This window comes from Streptomyces sp. NPDC093225 (assembly GCF_044753805.1).
In the GTDB taxonomy this organism is placed as follows: Bacteria; Actinomycetota; Actinomycetes; order Streptomycetales; family Streptomycetaceae; genus Streptomyces.
This window is the reverse complement of the sequence record NZ_JBIVNX010000066.1, coordinates 1-16,703: the sequence shown is the minus strand read 5'-3', so window position 1 is coordinate 16,703 and position 16,703 is coordinate 1. Positions and strand designations below refer to the sequence as shown.

The following is a 16,703-nucleotide window of genomic DNA, read 5'->3' as shown; positions in this document are numbered from 1 at the left end:
TCCCCGTCCCGTCCACCACCGTCCCGTCCACCACCTTCCGATCCCCCCGTGACCCACCGAAGGGACCACCCCGTTGACCGCCACCCCGCTCGCAGCCGTCACCGGCGCCGAGGGCTTCATCGGCTCGCACCTGACCGAGGCCCTCGTCGCCCGCGGCTACCGGGTCCGCGCCATGGCCCAGTACAACTCCTTCTCCTCCTACGGCTGGCTGGAGACCCTCTCGCCCGACGTCCTCGACCAGGTGGACGTGGTCCTCGGCGACGTCCGCGACCCCGGCTCCGTGCGCGGCCTCCTCGACGGCGCCGAGTGCGCGTACCACCTGGCCGCGCTCATCGCGATCCCGTACTCCTACCAGGCCCCGCACAGCTACGTGGACACCAACGTCACCGGCACCCTCAACGTCCTCGAGGCCGTCCGCGCCCTGGGCACCCCCCGCCTGGTGCACACCTCCACCAGCGAGACCTACGGCACCGCGCAGACCGTCCCGATCACCGAGGACCACCCGATCAACACCCAGTCCCCGTACGCCGCGTCCAAGGCCGGCGGCGACCGGCTGGCCGACAGCTACCACGCCAGCTTCGAAACCCCCGTCGTCACCCTGCGCCCGTTCAACACCTACGGCCCGCGGCAGTCCATGCGCGCCGTCATCCCCACCGTGATCGGCCAGGTGGCCGCCGGGGAACGCACCATCACCCTGGGCGACCTGCGGCCCACCCGCGACTTCACGTTCGCCGCGGACACCGCCGCCGCCTTCCTCGCCGTCGGCACCGCACCGGCCGAGGCGGTCGTCGGCCGCACCTTCAACGCCGGCACCGGCACCGAGATCTCCGTCGGCGACCTCGTGGCGCTCATCGGCAAGGTGATGGACACCCCGATCGACGTCCGCGAGGACGACGCGCGGCTGCGCCCGCCGGCCTCCGAGGTCATGCGCCTGGTCGCGGACGCGAGCCGGCTCACCGCCGCGACCGGCTGGACCCCCGGACACAGCCTGGAAGAAGGCCTCGCCCGCACCGTGGAGTTCTTCCGCGACCCGGCCAACCTGGCCCGCTACAAGACCGGCATCTACAACATCTGACCGGCCCCGCGCCGACCCACCCCACACATCCCCCCACGCCCCTCACCCGACGAAGGAGGAACCCCGTGTACGCAGTGATCCTGGCGGGCGGCAAGGGCGTTAGGCTGCGGCCCTACACCACCGCGCTCCCCAAGCCGCTGGTCCCCATCGGCGACCAGCACGCGATCCTGGAGATCGTGCTGCGCCAGCTCTCCGCGGCCGGCTTCACCCGCTGCACCATAGCCATCGGCCACCTCGGCGAGATCATCCGCGCCTACGTCGGCGACGGCTCGCAGTGGGGCATGAGCATCGACTACGCCACCGAGGAGAGCCCGCTGGGCACGATGGGACCGCTCCTCGGCCTGCGCGAGCGGCTCCCCGAGACCTTCCTGGTGATGAACGGCGACGTGCTCACCGACCTCGACTACGCCGACCTGCTGCGCCGGCACGAGGCCTCGCAGGCGCCGCTGACCATCGCCACCTACCCCCGCAAGGTGCACATCGACTTCGGCGTGCTCACCACCGACGACAGCCGCGTGGTCGCCTTCACCGAGAAGCCCAGCATGGACTACCGCGTCTCCATGGGCATCTACGGCATCAGCCGCGGCACCCTCGAGGGCTACACCCCCGGCCTCCCGCTCGGCTTCGACGAACTGGTCCTGGACCTCCTCGACGCCCAGAACCCCCCGCACGCCTACGAGTTCGACGGCTACTGGCTCGACATCGGCCGCCCCGACGACTACGACCGCGCCAACGCCGAGTTCACCAGCCGCAAGTCCCTCCTGCTCAAGGGAGCCTGAGCACACCATGCGCATCCTCGTGTTGGGCAGGACCGGCTACCTCGGTCGCCACGTGGCCGAACGGTTCGACGCTCTGCCCGGCGCCCGTCTCCTCGACGGCGGCCGGGCACCCGGGGCGGACCACCCCCTGGACCTGGCCGCCGACCGCCTCGAACAGCTGGTCAAGACCCTCGCGGCGGCCGCCCCCGACGCCGTCGTCAACTGCGCCGGCGCCACCGGCGGCGACCCGGTCACCCTCGCCGAGGTCAACGCCCGCGGCCCCGCCGCGCTGTGCGCGGCGCTGCGGGAGGCGGCCCCGACGGCCCGCCTGGTCCACCTCGGTTCGGCCGCGGAGTACGGACCGGGCGCGCCCGGCAGCCGGGTCGCGGAGTCGGCCGCCGCCTGCCCCACCACCCCCTACGGCGCCACGAAACTGGCGGGCACCCTCGCGGTGACGGCCTCCGGACTGGACGCCGTGGTCCTCAGGGTGACCAACCCGGTGGGTCCGGGAGCCCCCGCCACCGGCCTGCCGGGCCGGGTCGCGGGCCTGCTCCGCGCAGCCGGCGGGGACCCGGGGGCGGTGCTGCGGCTGGGCGACCTGTCCGCGTACCGCGACTTCGTGGACGCCCGCGACGTCGCCCGCGCCGTCGAGCTCGCGGTCACGGCCCCCGGAACGCTGCCCCCGGTGCTCAACATCGGCGCCGGGCACGCCGTGGCCGTGCGCGAGCTCGTGCACGCCCTCGCCGAACGGGCCGGGTTCCGCGGCCGGATCGAGGAGGACGGCGCCGGCTCGGCCCGCTCCGCGGCCGGCTGGCAGTGCTCGGACGTCTCCGCGGCCGACCGCGCGCTCGACTGGCGTCCGCGGAGCGGCCTGACCGACATGGTCGCCGCCCTGTGGCGGGCGACGGCCGAGGAGGTCGGCGCCGGACGATGACCCTGCTGGTCCCCCTCTACGTCCACCCGGCCGAGGATCCGGGGGCCTGGCACCGGCTGATCGGGGCCGCGGCCCGTACCTACGCGGTGGTGCTCAACCCCGCCGACGGTCCGGGCCCGCGGCCCGACCCCGCCTTCGTGGCGGCGGCCGGCGCCCTGCGCGCCGCCGGCGCCCGGCTGCTCGGCTACGTCGACACCGCGTACGGCGCCCGGGACCGGGCCGAGACCACCGACGAACTGCGCCGCCACCAGCAGTGGTACGGGGTCCACGGCTGCTTCCTGGACCGGGTCACCCCGACCCCGCAGGGCGTCGGCGCCTGCCGGCGGCTGGTGCGCTCCCTGCGCCGCCAGGGAGCCGCCACGGTCGTCCTCAACCCCGGCGTCCACCCGGCCCCCGGCTACCTCCGGTTCGCCGACCTCGTGGTGACCTTCGAGGGCCACTGGTCCACGTACGCCACCGCGTTCAGCCGGCCGGCCTGGACCGCCCGGTACCCGCCCGGGCGCTTCTGCCACCTCGTCTACGGGGTGCCCGAGGTGCTCGTCCCGCTCGCCGTGCGCACCGCGACCGCCCGGGGCGCCGCCGTCAGCGGCCCCGTCACCGGCGAACTCCCCAACCCCTGGGGCACCTTGACCCCCGCCCTCACCTGACCCGGGGCCGAGCAGGGAGCGGCGGTCACCCGCAGGCCCTAGGTGCGGTTCAGGTAGGTGAGGACGGCGCGGACGCGCCGGTTGGTGTCCTCGTCGTCGACGATGCCGAGCTTGCCGAACATGGAGGTGGTGTACTTGCCGACGGCGCTCTCGCTGAGGAAGAGGCGACGGCCGACGGCCTGGTTCGACAGCCCCTCGGCCATCAGTCCCAGCACGGCGTACTCGCGTTCGGTGAGCCGCTCCCGCAGCCGATCGGGCGAGCCGCGGGACAGGAGCCCGGCGATCACCGCCGGGTCCATCGCGGTACCGCCGCCCGCGACCCGTTCCAGTGCGTCGATGAACTGGTCGGCGTCGAACACGCTCTCCTTGAGCAGGTAGCCGACGCCACCGGAGCCGTCGGCCAGCAGCTCGCGGGCGTACAGTCGTTCGACGTGCTGGGAGAGGACGAGCACCGGCAGGCCCGGTATCTCGCGGCGGGCGGTGAGGGCCGCCCGCAGGCCTTCGTCCGAGTGGCCCGGCGGCATCCGGACGTCGATGACGGACACGTCCGGACGCCACGTGCGGAGCGCGTCGAGCGTCTCCGGGCCGGTGCTCGCCGTGGCCACCACCTGGTGGCCGAAGGCTTCGACGAGGCGGACCAGCCCGTCGCGCAGGAGGTAGAGGTCTTCGGCTACGAGAACGCGCATGGCACCATCATCGTCGCCCGGGTCGGTCCGCCGGGCGGGCTGGTGATTTCCAGCGTGCCGTCGAAGGCGGCGAGCCGGCGCCGCAGTCCCGCGAGTCCGCCGCCGGGCCGGACGTCGGCCCCGCCGCGGCCGTCGTCCTCGACCTCGACCACGAGCCCGGCCCCGTCCCGGGCGATGGAGATCCGGGCCCGGGTCGCCCCGGCGTGCTTGACGGCGTTGGTCAGCAGCTCGGCGACGCCGAAGTAGAGCGCGGACTCGACGGGCGGGTCCAGGGCCGCCGGCCCGGTGTCCGCGCGGACCGCCGTGTCGAGGGGGCTGTCCAGGGCCAGGGCGCGCACGGCGTCGACGAGCCCCCGCTCGGTGAGCACCGGGGGGCTGATCCCCCGGACCAGCTCGCGGAGTTCGGCCAGCGAGGCGCTCGCGCCGGCCTGGGCCTCCCGCATCAGCGCCCTGGCCCGGTCGGGGTCGCTCTCCATCAACCTGCCGGCGGTCGCGAGCGAGAGCCCGAGTGCCACCAGCCGGGCCTGCGCCCCGTCGTGCAGGTCCCGCTCGATCCGGCGGATCTCGGCGGCCTGCGCGACCGTCACGTCCGCCCGCTGGGCGGTCAGTTCCTCGACCCGCTGCGCCAGTGCCATCGCGGGCGAGGGGCCCAGGAAGCGTACGGCCACCGGTTCGACGATCCGCCAGGCGTAGGGGGACGCGGCGAGCGCGGCCGCCGCGCCGAGCGCCCCGAGCAGGCGGGCGACGGCTTCCGGGCGGGCGAGCCCCAGCACCGCCGCGGCCGCCCCGGCCGGCGGAAGGGCGGCGACCAGGCCGGCCGTGAGCGGTGCGACCGCGGTGAACAGGAGGTCGCGCCGGTTGGCCGGGTCACGCCAGCGGACGCGCCACTTCTGGTCCATGAGGGCGTCCCGGCGCGTGCGCTCGTAGGAGAAGCCGTTCCACCAGTAGCCGGTGGACATCCGCGTCACCGGCCCGGCCCGGCGGTAGCCGGCCGGCACGACGGTGCCGGTCCACCGGGCGACGAGGAGGCGGACGGTCCGGCAGACCGGACGGGCGAGGGCGAGCGTGCCCGCGCCGGCCAGGAGGACCGGCGCCACCCAGGACCAGGGGTTGCCCGCCCCCCACCGCACGCCCAGCGCCACGGCGGCGGCCCACCAGGCCGGCAGTAGCAGGCAGACGGCCGTCACGACGCACGCCCGCCAGAACCCCACGCCGGCCTGGACCGACCAGGTACCGAGTCTCTTCACGACACGTCCTCCGCTCGCGTTCGATGCCCCCACTGTGCCGGGTGCGGAGGGCCCGGCACCCGTGTTCGGACGGGAAGTGGGGCCGGCCCCACCCCGTGGTGGGTCCGGCCCCCGCCCCGGCGCCGGCCGGGTGCTCCGTGGCGCGTGGTCCGCGGCGCGTGGTGCCGTGGCGGTCAGCCGGTGAAGCCGGCCGTGATGGAGGTGAACTGCCAGTCGCTCTGGGCGATGCCGGAGCAGGTCTCCTGCAGGCCGCCGCCGGGGCAGCCGCGGTCGCGGTTGACCGACCAGAAGGCCAGCCGGGCGAGGTGGTGGGAGTTGGCCCAGTTGCGGATGTCGGTCCAGTTCTGGACGGTGGTGGTCTCCTGGGTGTCGCTGATCCCGTTCATGCCGGAGATGCCGATGTGGGCGTAGGCGGTGGCGTCGTCCCAGCCGAAGGCGGACGTGAGCTTGGCCTTGAGGCCCTCCGTCGCGCTGACGGTGGAGGCGTACATGTCGGTCGAGGCGTTGCCGAAGTCGAACGGCATGATGGTGAAGACGTCGATGCCGGCGTTCAGCGCCTTCGCCTGGTCGATCAGGCGGTTGCCCCAGCTGGTCGGGCCGGAGGTGGCGGTGCCGAAGGTCAGGATGGTTCGCAGGCCGGGGTTGTTCTGCTTGACGATCTTGAGCGCGCCGAGGATGCGGTCCTGGACGACGGCGTTCTCGAATTCGTCGGTGTTCTCGATGTCCACGTCGATCGCCTTGAGGCCGTAGGCGTCGATGACCTTCTGGTAGGCGCCGGCCAGGGCCTCGGGAGTGGCGCAGTTGGGGCCGAGCTTGTTGCCCTGCCAGCCGCCGATGGAGGGCACGATGTCGCCGCCCGCCGCGCGGATCGAGGCGATGGTGCTCTGGTCCACCCCGCCGGTCAGCGGGCGCTGGCCGTCCCAGGACGGGTTGCAGCCGCCGGAGGAGAGGACGAAGGCCATGGTGAACCACTTCACGCCGGTCGCGTTCATCACGGTGGCCGCGCTCGGCGGGTTGCCCCAGCCGAGGTAGTAGTAGGGCGCCGCCTGCTTGAAGCCGGCGGGCGGCGTGGTCCCGTTGTCGGTGGTGACGCTGACCGTGTTGGACGCGGGCGAGGTGTTCCCGGCGGCGTCGCGGGCGCGGACGGTGAAGGAGTAGGCCGTGTCGGGGGTCAGTCCCGTCACGGTCGTGCTCGTGGTGGTCGAGCCGGCGACCCGGGTGCCGCCCTGGTAGACGTCGTAGCCGGTCACGCCGACGTCGTCGGTGGACGCGGTCCAGGAGAGGGAGACGCTGGTGGCGCTCTTGCCGGCGGCGGTGAGGCCCCCGGGAGCGGTCGGGGCCTGGGTGTCGGTGCCGCCGCCGGGGCCGTCCAGGGTGACGTCGTCGGCGTAGTAGGTGCCCTGCCCGTACCAGCCGTGCAGGTAGACCTCGGCGCTGGTCTGGGCGGCACCGGTGGTGAAGCTGACGGTCAGTTTGGAGTAGGTGCCGGCCGACGTGGTCCAGGTCGAGGCCCCGCCGGTCACGCCGAGGTAGACGTAGCTGCCGCGGACCCAGGCGGAGAGGGTGTACGTCGTGTTCGGCCGGACGGCGACGCTCTGTGCGCACGTGGCGTTGTCGCTCGCGCTCGCCGCGCCGGCGAGCGCCCTGCTCCCGCCGTGGACGGGTGAGCCGACGGTGGAGCCCAGGCCGCCGGAGCAGTTCCAGCCGGCCGTGCCGGCCTCGAAGTCGCCGTTCGAGAGCAGGTTGGCGCCGAAGGCCGCGCCGGGGGAGCTCAGCACCGCGGCCGCGCCGAGCAGGGTGGCGCCGAGGCCGCAGGCCAGCCGCGTCCGGGTCCGGGTGGGGGTGGGGGTACGCAAGGGGGTGCCTCCAGGGGAATGGGGGGACGGCGCGAAGCGCGCAGCGAGGCCCGGGGCGGCCGGGGCGTGCGGGGAGGGGGGAGGGGAACGCCCGGTGGCCGGTGGGGAGTTGGCGCCGCCATCGCTTCGTGACCGGGAACCTATTCCGCCGCCGACGGGACCGTCAACAGGTCTGGACCAATAATTCGCCGAGCGGGACGGAGTGGCCGGAACGCGTACCCTCTCCTGCGTGCCAGCCTCCCGCCCCCACCGCGTCGCCGTCCTCGTCCTCGACGGCGCCAAGCCCCTCGACGTCGGCATCCCCGCGCAGGTGTTCACGACCCGCGCGAGCATGCCCTACGAGGTGCGGGTGTGCGGCGCCGAGCCCGGGCTGGTGACCGGCGGCGACGGCCTGTCGTACGCGGTCGCCCACGGCCTCGAGGCCCTGGAGTGGGCCGACACGGTCTTCGTCCCGGGCTACCGGTTCCCGGACCGCGAGGACCCGCCGCAGGCCGTCCTCGACGCGCTGGTCGCCGCGCACGACCGGGGCGCGCGGCTGGCGGGCATCTCCACCGGGGCCTTCGCGCTCGCCGCCACCGGCCTGCTCGACGGCAAGCGCGCCACCACGCACTGGCACTACACCCGGGCCCTCGCGGAGAAGCGGCCGCTGGTCCGGGTCGACGAGAACGTCCTGTTCGTCGACGAGGGCAGCGTCCTGACCTCGGCCGGCGCCGCCTCCGGCATCGACCTGTGCCTGCACGTCCTGCGCCGCGACCTCGGCATCGCCGCCTCGAACCACGCGGCCCGGCGGCTGGTCGCGGCCCCCTACCGCAGCGGCGGCCAGGCCCAGTACGTACCGCGCAGCGTCCCCGAACCGCTCGGCGAGCGGTTCGCCGCCACCCGCGAGTGGGCCCTGCACCGGCTCGGCGAACCCCTCACGCTGGACGCGCTCGCCCGGCATGCGGCGGTCTCCCCGCGCACGTTCTCGCGGCGCTTCGCCGAGGACACCGGCTACACGCCGATGCAGTGGGTGATGCGGGCCCGCATCGACATGGCCCGTGAGCTGCTGGAACGTTCGGAGCGCAGCGTCGAGCAGATCGCCGCGGACGTGGGCCTGGGCACCGGGTCGAACCTCAGGCTGCACTTCCAGCACATCCTGCGGACCACCCCGAGCGAATACCGACGCACCTTCACCCGGGGCGAGTGATCCTCTTGTGGCGCGATCCTTGCGAACCGTGGCAATCGCGCCGCTGTCCGGGCGGCCCGGCACAAGCGAGTCTGGGGGCGAACCGGAGGGACACACCATGACTCGCATCGCCATCAACGGATTCGGCCGCATCGGACGCAACGTCCTGCGCGCACTGCTGGAACGCGACAGCAAGCTCGAGGTCGTCGCCGTCAACGACCTCACCGAGCCCGCCACCCTGGCGCGGCTGCTCGCCTACGACAGCACGTCCGGCCGGCTGGGCCGCCCGGTGACGGTCGACGGGGACGTGCTCGTCGTCGACGGCCGCCGCATCAAGGTGCTCGCCGAGCGCGAGCCGGCGCAGCTGCCCTGGGGCGAGCTGGGCGTGGACATCGTCCTCGAGTCCACCGGCCGCTTCACCTCGGCGGACGCCGCCCGCGCCCACCTCACCGCCGGTGCCTCGAAGGTCCTGGTCAGCGCGCCGGCCGACGGGGCCGACGTCACCCTCGCGTACGGCGTCAACACCGACGCGTACGACGCCGAGCTGCACACGATCGTCTCCAACGCGTCGTGCACCACCAACGCGCTCGCCCCGCTGGCCGCGGTCCTCGACGACCTCGCGGGCATCGAGCACGGCTTCATGACGACGGTGCACGCCTACACGCAGGAGCAGAACCTGCAGGACGGCCCGCACCGCGACCCGCGCCGCGCCCGCGCCGCCGGCGTCAACATCGTCCCGACCACCACGGGTGCCGCCAAGGCGATCGGCCTCGTGCTGCCGAACCTGGACGGCAAGCTGGCGGGCGACTCCATCCGCGTCCCGGTCCCGGTCGGGTCGATCGTCGAGCTGAACACCACCGTCGCCCGCGACGTGACGCTCGAGGACGTGCTGGCGGCCTACCGCGCCGCCGCGCAGGGCCCGCTCGCGGGCGTCCTGGAGTACTCGGAGGACCCGCTGGTGTCGTCCGACATCGTCGGCAACCCGCACTCGTCGATCTTCGACTCGGCCCTCACCCGCGTCGACGGCCGCCGCGTCAAGGTCGTCGCCTGGTACGACAACGAGTGGGGCTTCTCCAACCGCGTGATCGACACGCTGGAGCTCATCGCCGGCCACTGACCGGCCGGCACCACCGACCGTGGTGCCCGCCACCGACCGTGGTGCCCGCCACTGACCGGCCGGCACCACACGGCACCACAGCCACGCCCCGGCGGCCGACCGCCCGGGGCGTGGCTGTGTCGCATGCCGTCAGGCGTCCGCGCCGGGGAGCCCCGGCAGTCGCTCGAGGTCGACGCCGAACTCCGTGCGGTAGGCGGCCAGCAGCTCGGCCCCGCCCAGCTCCCGCTCCTCGCGCTCCCCGGTGGGGGAGGTGCGGATCAGCCGGGTGCCGCTGAGCGTCGTACGCCCGCCGTCGGAGGTGAGGCGGGAGCACATGGGGGCGCGCCGGAAGTGCGAGTCCGGCGAGGTGGCCTGCCACCAGCAGGTGGGCACGAAGTCGACCAGCTCGTACGGCCGCGGGTCCAGGCGGTACTGCGGACTGCCGTCCTGCGCCACGTCGAGCTGGTCGCCGTACGGGGTGACGGTGAACGTCCCGGCGGGGTCGCTCTGGTCGCCCCGTGCGTCGAGGCGCAGGGGCCGTTGGCTGAAGCGCCCGAAGCCGACGTCCGCCAGCCACGGCTCCGCCAGGTCCACCCGCAGCGCCATGTGGTCGAACGGCGGGCCGAGCCGCTCCGCCCCGAACACCCGGGCCGCGAGCAGGGTGACCCGGAAGCCGAGCGCCCCGAGCAGCGCGGCGAAGAGGCCGTTGAGTTCGTAGCAGAAACCGCCCCGCCCGCCGGTGACGACCTTCTCGAAGAGGGCGTCGGCCCGCAGCACGACCGGTTCGTCCAGATGGATGCTCAGGTTCTCGAACGGCACCGAGCGCAGGTGTGCCTCCTGGAGGGCGGCGAGCGCCTCCGCATCGGCGCGCTCGGGCCGCGGGAGCCCGATCCGGGCCAGGTAGGCGTCGATACGGTGCTCGTCGAGCGGGTCGGAAGGGTTCGCATGATGATCCACCCGGCCCATTACACACCCTCCGCCGAGTCCGGCACGCGATCTTTACCGGCACCCCAACTGCTGGCATGCTGACCGGGTTTGACCAGCCGAAGGAGGTTCCTTGTCTCGCATATCCACTCTGGCGTTAGCGCTCACCAGCGCATTGGCCCTGGTCGCCGGCGCCGCTGCCACGGCCACGGCGGCGCCCGCGACGCCCGCCGGAGCGACGACCACCGGCTCGACCGCCCCGGCCACCCCCGGCGCCCCCGCCACCCCCGGCGGGCCGGTCGCCCCCGTGGACTGGACGCCCTGCAACCCGGACCCGTCCAAGCCCGACCCCGGGATCTACGACTGCGCCGTGTACCCGGTCCCGCTGGACTACGCGGACCCGTCCGGCGAGCAGATCGGGATCGCGATGATGCGGCGCCGGGCCGGTGACCCGGCCCATCGCATCGGATCGCTCTTCCTGAACCCCGGCGGCCCCGGCGGCAGCGGCTACCTGTGGGCCACCACGGCCCGCTTCGAGCCCCGGGTCCAGGAGCGCTTCGACCTGATCGGCTTCGACCCCCGCGGCGTCGCCCGCAGCAACCCGCTGCGGTGCTTCACCACCAACGAGGAGTCCGACGCCGTCTTCGGCCGGATGACCGGGGTGCCCGTCACCCGCGCCGAGGTCGACGACACGCTGGCGGCCACCCGGGACTACACCGACGCCTGCGCCCGCAACGCCGGCCCCCTCGTCCGCCACATGTCCACGATCAACGTGGTGCGCGACCTCGACCGGATGCGCCGGGCCGTCGGCGACGCGCAGCTGACCTTCGCCGGGTTCTCGTACGGCACGCTGATCGGCTCCACGTACGCCAACATGTACCCGGACAAGGTGCGCGCGATCATCGTCGACGGCAACGTCGACCCGAACCTGCGCCTGCACAACGGCCTGGAGTACGACCGCCAGCGCGCCACCGGCGGCTTCGAGGTGGCCCTGGCCGAGTTCCTCGCGCGCTGCGGGGCGGCCGGCGGGCAGCGCTGCGCCTTCGCCGAGGGTGACACCCGCGCGAAGTTCGACGCGATCCGCGACCGCCTGCGCACCGCCCCGGTGACGCTCCCGAGCGGCGTGCAGGTCACCCTGAGCAGCTTCACCAGCCAGGTGGCCAACGCCCTGTACGCGCAGAGCCGGCTGGCGCCGCTCGCGGTCTCGCTCCAGGCGCTGTACCAGACGGTGGCGCCGCAGCAGGGCCTGGCCCCGGGGGCCGGCAAGGTGGCCGCGGGTGCGGCGGACCGGCTGGCCAAGGTCGTCCCGGCGGCGCTGCGCGAGGCCCCCGCGGACTCCCCGTACACGTCGGACGACTCGTACTTCGGGGTCAACTGCCAGGACAAGCCGTACCCGTCCTACCCGGGGGTGTTCGCGCTCGTGGCGCGCGCCTGGGAGCGGGGTGCGCCCACCTTCGGCCGGTACCAGGCCTTCGACGCGCCCGCGTGCGCGACCTGGCCCGCGCCGGCCCGTGCCGCCGAGCGGTACGCGGGGCCGTGGAACCGCCGCACCGCGAACAAGGTCATGGTCATCGGGAACACCTTCGACCCGGCGACCCAGTACCGGTTCTCGCAGCGCATGCAGCGGCAGCTGGGCAACGCGGTGCTGGTGACGGTCGACATGATCGAGCACTGCGCGGTCGGCCGGAGCAAGGCGCTGAACGCGCTGGTGACCTCGTACCTCGTCGACGGGACCGCGCCGAAGCCCGGACAGGTCCTCAAGCCGGACCTGGACCCCTTCCCGGTGCCGACGGCCTGACGCGGTGGCGGTCGTACCACCGCGCCGCGCCCGGGCCGTCGAACCCGCCGGCCCCCTCGCCCGATCCGGGTGATGTCGACCGGGCCGGTTCGGGGCGCCAATGGGATGGTGGACGGTGGGGGCCGGTTGCGGACGGGACGGGACGGGGCGGCTGGAGGTGGCCCAGGTGAGCATGCAGGCCAAGGCCCGCGTGGCGCTGCTGTCGAGCGCGGCCGCGCTCGTCGTCCTGGTGGTCTTCGCCGGGTTCCGCAGCATCCTGCTGCTGGTGGTGGCACTGGCCGGGGCGGTGGTCGGCACCGCCGCCGGCTGGCTCGTACTGGCCCACCGCGGGCCCCTGCGGTGGTGCGCCGCCGCCGTCGCCGTGGCGGTGCCCGTCGTGGTGGTGGTCATGTACGCGCGGGCGGACCTGCTCTGGGTGGTGCTGTGCTCGCTGGCCCTGTGGGCCCTGGCGGTCTCGAGCGGCCGGGCGGCACTGGCGGACGACGCCCGCGCCCGCATGCCGGGCCGCCCGACGCCGGCGCCCGTACGACCGTTCCTCATCCTGAACCCGCGCTCCGGCGGCGGCAAGGTCGGCACCTTCCGCATCCGGGAGAAGGCCGAGGCGCTCGGGGCGGAGGTCGTGATGCTCGACGCCGACCACCCCCAGGACGTCGCCGCCCTCGCCCGCAGCGCCGTGGACCGGGGCGCGGACCTGCTCGGGGTCGCCGGCGGGGACGGCACACAGGCGCTGGTCGCCGGCGTCGCTGCGGAGCGCGGGGTCCCGTTCCTCGTCATCTGCGCCGGCACCCGCAACCACTTCGCCATGGACCTCGGCCTCGACCGCAGCGATCCGGCGGCCTGCCTGGACGCCCTCACCGACGGGGTGGAGATGCGGACGGACCTCGGCCGCGTCGGCGACCACCCCTTCGTCAACAACGCCTCCTTCGGCGTGTACGCCGAGGTCGTCCAGAGCCCGGCCTACCGCGACGACAAGCTCCGCACGACCCTGGGCCTGCTGCCCGACCTGCTCGCACGCCAGTCCGGCCCCCGCCTGACGGTGCACGCCGACGGCACCGTGATCGAGGAGCCGCAGGCGGTCCTGGTGAGCAACAACGTCTACGGCCGCGGCGACGCGGCCGGCCTGGGCACGCGGACCCGGCTCGACGCGGGCGTCCTCGGCGTGCTGGGGGTGAAGGTGGACAGCGCGGCCCAGGCGGTGGGCATCCTGCGCGGCACCCGCTCCGGCGGCCTGACCTCGCTCACCGCCCGGGAGGTGTCCGTGGACGCCGACGCGCCCGTCGTCAGCGTGGGTATCGACGGCGAGGCGGTCGAACTGCCGGTCCCGGTGCGCTGCCGGGTGGAGCCGGGCGTCCTGCGCGTCCGGGTGCCGCGCAACCGGCCGGGCAACCGTGCCGGCGTCCCCATGGACTGGACCGGGGTCCGCCGGCTGGCCCTGTCGATGGGCCGGGCCGCGCTGGGCGCCCGCCCCGGACCGCGGGGCGGCCCCGGCCCCGGTGCGATGGCCGCGGGGGAGCGGCCCCGGCGGGCACCGCGGAGCAGGATCCGGGTGGACTACACCGGCGCGGTGTACGGGTCGATGCTGGCGGCGTCGGTCGTGGTGGGCGCCAGTACGGGCGGGAACTATCCGCGGGTGCAGCTGATCGGCCTGCTGCTCTGCACGGGCGTGGTGTTCTGGGCGGCCCACGTGTACGCCCACCTGTTCGGCGCCTCCCTGGCCAACGAGCCCTTCAGCTGGCGCGCGGTCCGCGCCGTGTGCGCGACCGAGCGGCCCCTCGTCGAGGCCGCCGTCCCGCCGGCCGCCGCCGTGGCGATCAGCCCCCTGCTCGGCCTGGGCGTCACGGGGACGGACTGGCTGGCCCTGGCCGTCGCCCTCTGCGGCCAGGTCGGCTGGGCGGTCGCAGGGGCCGTGCGCGCTGGTGCGCCCCGCCGGCTCGTCGCCCTGTCCGCCGTGGTCAACCTGGCGCTCGGAGCCGCCATCGTGGCCGCGAAGGCGGCCCTGTCCCACTGAGCCGCGGACCCGGTGACGGCCGGCGGCGCAATGACCCTTTCCTGCCGTTCCGGACGCGTGTCACGGCAGCCCTCCCCGACCGGCGCCCCTACGGTCGGTCGCAGGCAAGCGCGCACACGCGGAGGACGGACAGCCATGACGCGTCGACCGAACATCCTGCTGATCGTCACGGACGAGGAACGGCAGGCGATCCCGAACCCCCGGGGGTTCTCCCTCCCGGCGCGCGAACGGCTCGCCCGGCGCGGCACGACCTTCCGCCAGTTCCACACCGCTTCCGCGATGTGCAGCTCCGCACGGTCGGTGATCTACACCGGGCAGCACCTGCCCCTCACCGAGATCTACGACAACGACAACATGCCGTACGTCCGCCCCCTGGACCCCGCACTCGGCACGCTGGGCACGATGCTGCGCTCCGCCGGCTACTACTGCACCTATCAGGGCAAGTGGCACCTGTCGAACGCCTACGTGACCCCGGAGCGGCCCGCCCCGACCACCGACGCCCTCGAACCCTACGGATTCAGCGAGTTCAACGACTGGGGCGACATCGACGGCGGAGCATGGGCCGGACTGAAGGTCGACCCGGTGATCGCCGGGCAGGCGGCCGGGTGGCTGCGCAACCGGGCCCCGGCCGTCTCCGAGGACCAGCCGTGGTTCATGGCGGTCAACTTCGTCAACCCGCACGACATCATGAGCTTCGACTACGGCGGCTCCTCCCAGGTCCGGCTGCCGTTCGGGCTCGCCCACGCGGTGGTCGCCAAGGCCGCCGCCGACGTCCCGGTGTACCGCAGGCGCTGGGAGTTCGACCTGCCGGCCAGCCTGCGCGACGACCTCTCGGGCGCGGCCCCCGCGGTGTCCGAGTTCGCGAGGATGCTCGACACCGTCTTCGGACCGGTCGCCGATGACGCCCACTGGTACGACGGGCTGAACTTCTACCTCAACGCCCTGCGCGACGTCGACCGCAGCGTCGAGCTGGTGCTCGACGCGCTCGAGGCCTCCGGCCAGGCGGACCGCACCGTCGTCGTCTTCACCTCCGACCACGGGGAGATGGCCGGCGCGCACGGGCTGCGCCAGAAGGGCAACCTGGTCTACGACGAGAACGTCCACGTGCCGTTCATCCTCTGCCATCCGGACCTCCCCGGAGGGCGCAGCACCGACGCCCTGGGGTCCGCGGTCGACCTCGCCCCCACCCTGCTCGCCTGCGCCGGGGTCGACGGAGCGGAGCGCGCCACCCGCTTCCCGGCCCTGAAGGGCCACTCCCTGCTCCCCGTCGCGGACGGATCGGCGGTGCGGGAGGGCGTCCTGACCGCCGTGGAATCGATCGTGACCCTGGACGCGTCGTTCTGGTTCGAGTTCGCCGACCCCGAAGCACCCGCACGGATCCAGGCCGGGTCGCTGCGCCCCGACTGGACCAAGCGGGGGTTCCTGCGCGGGTACATCGACGACCACTACACCTTCGGCCGCTACTTCTCGCCGTTGCGCCCGAACCGCCCGACGGGTCCCGACGAGCTGTACGCCGACAACGACGTCGTCCTCTACGACCGCCTGGCGGACCCCGCCCAGCTGCGCAACCTCGCCGCCGACCCCGCGCACCGCGACCTCGTCGGCCGGTACTGCGGACTGCTGGAGGCCCTCATCGACGCCGAGATCGGCGCCGACACCCGCGCGTGGGTGACCGAGCGCCCGCAGCTGATCGGCTGGCCGACGTGGCACGGGGACCGCGAACCCGTGGGTGCGGCCCGCGGCGGCGGCCACCACGGCTGAGGAACACCGCCGCCGAGCCGTCCCGGTCCACGGCCACCGGTCCCTCGCGCCCCCTCCGGAGCGGGTTCACCCGCCGCGGGTGAAGACCGCCCCCCGGCCCCCCGTCCATCCTGCAGACGGTGGGCCGGGGGATCACGCTCCCGCCCCCGCACCGCTGTGCGCAAGGAAGGAGACGTGCGATGGAGACCCAGTTCCTCGCGTACGACTACCCGCTGCTCGGGGCGTTCTGGACCGTGATGTGGATCTTCCTGTGGGTCCTGTGGTTCATCCTGCTGTTCCACATCATCGTCGACATCTTCCGTGACCACGGACTCAGCGGATGGGCCAAGGCCGGCTGGCTGATCCTGATCATCATCCTGCCCTTCCTCGGTGTCCTGATCTACGTCATCGCCCGCGGCAAGAGCATGAGCCGACGCCAGATGGACGACGTACGGGACCAGAAGGCGGCGATGGACGAGTACATCCGTGCGACCGCCGGTTCCAGCACCGCCGACCAGCTGGACCGCCTGTCCAAGCTCAAGGACAGCGGGGACATCACCCCGGAGGAGTTCGAGCGGGCCAAGGCGAAGCTCCTCCAGTAGCCTCCCGCCGGCACAGCTGCCCTCGCCGGCACCCGCACCGCTCGGCGCGGGGGGGCCCGGGGGGGGGGGGGGGGCGGGGGGGGGCGGCGCCGGGGGGGGGGGGGGGGGGGGGGGGGGGGGGGGGGGGGGGGGGGGGGCCCCCCCCGGGGGGGGGGGGGCCCCCGGGG

14 protein-coding genes are annotated in these 16,703 nt (G+C 74.2%); 10 read left to right on the top strand and 4 right to left on the bottom strand.

Annotation, left to right across the window (positions count from 1 at the left end; genetic code table 11):
• Positions 1-73 precede the first annotated feature (73 nt).
• The 4 genes from ACIQCH_RS34730 (at position 74) to ACIQCH_RS34715 (ending at position 3,414) form a co-directional block, all read left to right on the top strand.
• On the top strand, positions 74-1,075 hold the full coding sequence (locus ACIQCH_RS34730; protein WP_402587686.1) for a GDP-mannose 4,6-dehydratase: 1,002 nt from the start codon (positions 74-76) through the stop codon (positions 1,073-1,075).
• Positions 1,076-1,140: 65 nt separating this feature from the next.
• Positions 1,141-1,854: an NDP-sugar synthase gene (locus ACIQCH_RS34725; RefSeq protein WP_402587684.1), complete on the top strand. Its 714-nt coding sequence runs from the start codon at positions 1,141-1,143 to the stop codon at positions 1,852-1,854.
• Positions 1,855-1,861: 7 nt separating this feature from the next.
• Entirely contained in the window at positions 1,862-2,767 is a 906-nt protein-coding gene (locus ACIQCH_RS34720; protein WP_402587682.1) for an NAD-dependent epimerase/dehydratase family protein, read from the top strand.
• Positions 2,764-3,414, top strand: coding sequence for a spherulation-specific family 4 protein (locus tag ACIQCH_RS34715; protein WP_402587680.1), 651 nt, complete (start codon positions 2,764-2,766; stop codon positions 3,412-3,414). Before ACIQCH_RS34720 ends, ACIQCH_RS34715 begins: the two co-directional genes overlap by 4 nt.
• Before the next feature lie 38 nt (positions 3,415-3,452).
• Here the strand turns inward: ACIQCH_RS34715 and ACIQCH_RS34710 are convergent, their stop codons facing one another.
• From ACIQCH_RS34710 to ACIQCH_RS34700, 3 genes are all read right to left on the bottom strand, one after another.
• Positions 3,453-4,100 (bottom strand): response regulator, encoded by a 648-nt coding sequence (locus tag ACIQCH_RS34710; protein WP_402587678.1) that lies wholly within the window; start codon positions 4,098-4,100, stop codon positions 3,453-3,455.
• A complete protein-coding gene (locus ACIQCH_RS34705) occupies positions 4,085-5,347 on the bottom strand; it encodes a sensor histidine kinase (protein WP_402587676.1) in 1,263 nt (420 codons plus the stop codon). The genes ACIQCH_RS34710 and ACIQCH_RS34705 overlap by 16 nt, the downstream gene beginning before the upstream one ends.
• A gap of 173 nt (positions 5,348-5,520) precedes the next feature.
• A complete protein-coding gene (locus ACIQCH_RS34700) occupies positions 5,521-7,203 on the bottom strand; it encodes a carbohydrate binding domain-containing protein (RefSeq protein ID WP_402587674.1) in 1,683 nt (560 codons plus the stop codon).
• Between the two features lie 229 nt (positions 7,204-7,432).
• Here ACIQCH_RS34700 and ACIQCH_RS34695 point away from each other — a divergent pair, with 229 nt between their 5' ends.
• Positions 7,433-8,389 (top strand): GlxA family transcriptional regulator, encoded by a 957-nt coding sequence (locus ACIQCH_RS34695; protein ID WP_402587672.1) that lies wholly within the window; start codon positions 7,433-7,435, stop codon positions 8,387-8,389.
• Between the two features lie 97 nt (positions 8,390-8,486).
• On the top strand, positions 8,487-9,485 hold the full coding sequence (gap, locus tag ACIQCH_RS34690) for a type I glyceraldehyde-3-phosphate dehydrogenase (protein WP_402587670.1): 999 nt from the start codon (positions 8,487-8,489) through the stop codon (positions 9,483-9,485).
• Between the two features lie 129 nt (positions 9,486-9,614).
• On the opposite strand, the gene ACIQCH_RS34685 is transcribed toward gap, so the two are convergent.
• Entirely contained in the window at positions 9,615-10,421 is an 807-nt protein-coding gene (locus ACIQCH_RS34685) for an arylamine N-acetyltransferase (RefSeq protein ID WP_402587668.1), read from the bottom strand.
• Positions 10,422-10,521: 100 nt separating this feature from the next.
• On the opposite strand from ACIQCH_RS34685, the gene ACIQCH_RS34680 reads away from it, so the two are divergent.
• The 4 genes from ACIQCH_RS34680 (at position 10,522) to ACIQCH_RS34665 (ending at position 16,536) form a co-directional block, all read left to right on the top strand.
• Entirely contained in the window at positions 10,522-12,186 is a 1,665-nt protein-coding gene (locus tag ACIQCH_RS34680) for an alpha/beta fold hydrolase (RefSeq protein ID WP_402587666.1), read from the top strand.
• 172 nt (positions 12,187-12,358) lie between these two features.
• Positions 12,359-14,194, top strand: a complete 1,836-nt coding sequence (locus ACIQCH_RS34675; RefSeq protein WP_402587716.1) for a diacylglycerol/lipid kinase family protein — start codon at positions 12,359-12,361, stop codon at positions 14,192-14,194.
• A 135-nt stretch (positions 14,195-14,329) separates the two neighbouring features.
• Positions 14,330-15,955 carry a sulfatase-like hydrolase/transferase gene (locus ACIQCH_RS34670; protein ID WP_402587664.1) on the top strand — a complete coding sequence of 542 codons (1,626 nt, stop codon included), beginning with the start codon at positions 14,330-14,332 and terminating at the stop codon, positions 15,953-15,955.
• Between the two features lie 179 nt (positions 15,956-16,134).
• Complete coding sequence (locus tag ACIQCH_RS34665; protein ID WP_402587662.1) at positions 16,135-16,536, top strand: SHOCT domain-containing protein; 402 nt, start codon at positions 16,135-16,137, stop codon at positions 16,534-16,536.
• The last annotated feature ends 167 nt before the right edge of the window (positions 16,537-16,703 follow it).

Bases quoted from the DNA above. Each gene is read 5' to 3' on its own strand.
- gap (WP_402587670.1), top strand. From the start codon at position 8,487: ATGACTCGCATCGCCATCAACGGATTCGGCCGCATCGGACGCAACGTC.
- ACIQCH_RS34720 (WP_402587682.1), top strand. From the start codon at position 1,862: ATGCGCATCCTCGTGTTGGGCAGGACCGGCTACCTCGGTCGCCACGTG.
- ACIQCH_RS34710 (WP_402587678.1), bottom strand. From the start codon at position 4,100: ATGCGCGTTCTCGTAGCCGAAGACCTCTACCTCCTGCGCGACGGGCTG.
- ACIQCH_RS34675 (WP_402587716.1), top strand. From the start codon at position 12,359: ATGCAGGCCAAGGCCCGCGTGGCGCTGCTGTCGAGCGCGGCCGCGCTC.
- ACIQCH_RS34670 (WP_402587664.1), top strand. From the start codon at position 14,330: ATGACGCGTCGACCGAACATCCTGCTGATCGTCACGGACGAGGAACGG.
- ACIQCH_RS34715 (WP_402587680.1), top strand. From the start codon at position 2,764: ATGACCCTGCTGGTCCCCCTCTACGTCCACCCGGCCGAGGATCCGGGG.
- ACIQCH_RS34665 (WP_402587662.1), top strand. From the start codon at position 16,135: ATGGAGACCCAGTTCCTCGCGTACGACTACCCGCTGCTCGGGGCGTTC.